Genomic DNA, 2,500 nt, shown 5'->3' on the forward strand with positions numbered 1-2,500 from the left:
ATATATAATATAAAAGCAAACATTTTATCTGTGTCAATCTGTGCCATCTGTGGTTCATTATAACTATTCAATAGGAGCGGGCTTTAGCCCGTTTAGTAAAAAAATAATTCCTTAGTTTGGCTTTAGCCAAAGCTTATATATAGGTTATTAATTTAAAAAAGCTCTACTATATATAATATATACCCTATTTTGATCTTCCACACCCCAACCCCCCGCATCCCGCTCCCCGAAACACGCCTCTCACCCTCTCCAACGCTCCAACTCTCCAACCCTCTGACACCCTCACCCGATCCTCCAAACAAATGTTTAAAATTTTTCACCCTGCTATCCAGTTGTTTAGGTCTAAATATTAATAAAAGGTAAAATTTATGTTAAATAAAGTTGCGTAGTGTATGGGAAGTTTCTATCTTTGCCCCACTGAAAAACGAAATACATTCAGTAGCGCAGAAGCGCCTTTATAAAGGCAGAAACATAAACTACTTCATAAGATAAGGACGAAAAAAAACTTTAATTTTTTTTACAAAAAAAGTTGTCAGTTAAAAAATAGTTATTATCTTTGCAGTCCCAATTAGAGGGAGCGCAGGAGTAGATGGATTGAGGGTTTTGGAAGAATTAAGGTTACTTAAAAAACTTTAAAATTTTCTTCAAAAACATTTGGTCAATTAAAAATAAAGTTTTACTTTTGCACTCGCAAATACGGAGCAACACTGACAGAAAGATTGCTGCGTTAAAAAGCGAAAGATATAAAGATCATTGACATACAATATAACAACCAAGTAAGGAAAAACTAAAGCGTTAAAAACTTTGAGTGAGTCAGACAAACATACAATGGAGAGTTTGATCCTGGCTCAGGATGAACGCTAGCGGGAGGCCTAACACATGCAAGCCGAGCGGTAGAGATTCTTCGGGATCTTGAGAGCGGCGTACGGGTGCGGAACACGTGTGCAACCTGCCTTTATCAGGGGGATAGCCTTTCGAAAGGAAGATTAATACCCCATAATATATTGAATGGCATCATTTAATATTGAAAACTCCGGTGGATAGAGATGGGCACGCGCAAGATTAGATAGTTGGTGAGGTAACGGCTCACCAAGTCTACGATCTTTAGGGGGCCTGAGAGGGTGATCCCCCACACTGGTACTGAGACACGGACCAGACTCCTACGGGAGGCAGCAGTGAGGAATATTGGACAATGGGTGAGAGCCTGATCCAGCCATCCCGCGTGAAGGACGACGGCCCTATGGGTTGTAAACTTCTTTTGTATAGGGATAAACCTAGATACGTGTATCTAGCTGAAGGTACTATACGAATAAGCACCGGCTAACTCCGTGCCAGCAGCCGCGGTAATACGGAGGGTGCAAGCGTTATCCGGATTTATTGGGTTTAAAGGGTCCGTAGGCGGATTTGTAAGTCAGTGGTGAAATCTCACAGCTTAACTGTGAAACTGCCATTGATACTGCAAGTCTTGAGTGTTGTTGAAGTAGCTGGAATAAGTAGTGTAGCGGTGAAATGCATAGATATTACTTAGAACACCAATTGCGAAGGCAGGTTACTAAGCAACAACTGACGCTGATGGACGAAAGCGTGGGGAGCGAACAGGATTAGATACCCTGGTAGTCCACGCCGTAAACGATGCTAACTCGTTTTTGGAGCGCAAGCTTCAGAGACTAAGCGAAAGTGATAAGTTAGCCACCTGGGGAGTACGAACGCAAGTTTGAAACTCAAAGGAATTGACGGGGGCCCGCACAAGCGGTGGATTATGTGGTTTAATTCGATGATACGCGAGGAACCTTACCAAGGCTTAAATGGGAAATGACAGGTTTAGAAATAGACTTTTCTTCGGACATTTTTCAAGGTGCTGCATGGTTGTCGTCAGCTCGTGCCGTGAGGTGTTAGGTTAAGTCCTGCAACGAGCGCAACCCCTGTCACTAGTTGCCATCATTAAGTTGGGGACTCTAGTGAGACTGCCTACGCAAGTAGAGAGGAAGGTGGGGATGACGTCAAATCATCACGGCCCTTACGCCTTGGGCCACACACGTAATACAATGGCCGGTACAGAGGGCAGCTACACTGCGAAGTGATGCAAATCTCGAAAGCCGGTCTCAGTTCGGATTGGAGTCTGCAACTCGACTCTATGAAGCTGGAATCGCTAGTAATCGCGCATCAGCCATGGCGCGGTGAATACGTTCCCGGGCCTTGTACACACCGCCCGTCAAGCCATGGAAGTCTGGGGTACCTGAAGTCGGTGACCGTAACAGGAGCTGCCTAGGGTAAAACAGGTAACTAGGGCTAAGTCGTAACAAGGTAGCCGTACCGGAAGGTGCGGCTGGAACATCTCATTTTAGAGCGTCTTAAGACGTTAAACAAAATCAGTATCGTAAGATACATAATACTTACTTAAAGCCATAGCTTTAGTTTTTTGTTTGGTTGATTTATATTAAAAATACAAAACCCACTAGAAATTAGTATAGGGAAGAGATTGAGAAATGAAGAAGAGGAA

The 2,500-nt window shown here is 43.5% G+C and carries 1 rRNA gene; it reads left to right on the forward strand.

What is annotated here, in order from left to right:
• Positions 1 to 825 precede the first annotated feature (825 nt).
• Positions 826 to 2,342: ribosomal RNA gene (locus REB14_RS24120) — 16S ribosomal RNA — on the forward strand.
• Positions 2,343 to 2,500 lie beyond the last annotated feature (158 nt).

It is taken from the genome of Chryseobacterium metallicongregator, assembly GCF_031324065.1.
Classification (GTDB): Bacteria; Bacteroidota; Bacteroidia; order Flavobacteriales; family Weeksellaceae; genus Chryseobacterium; species Chryseobacterium metallicongregator.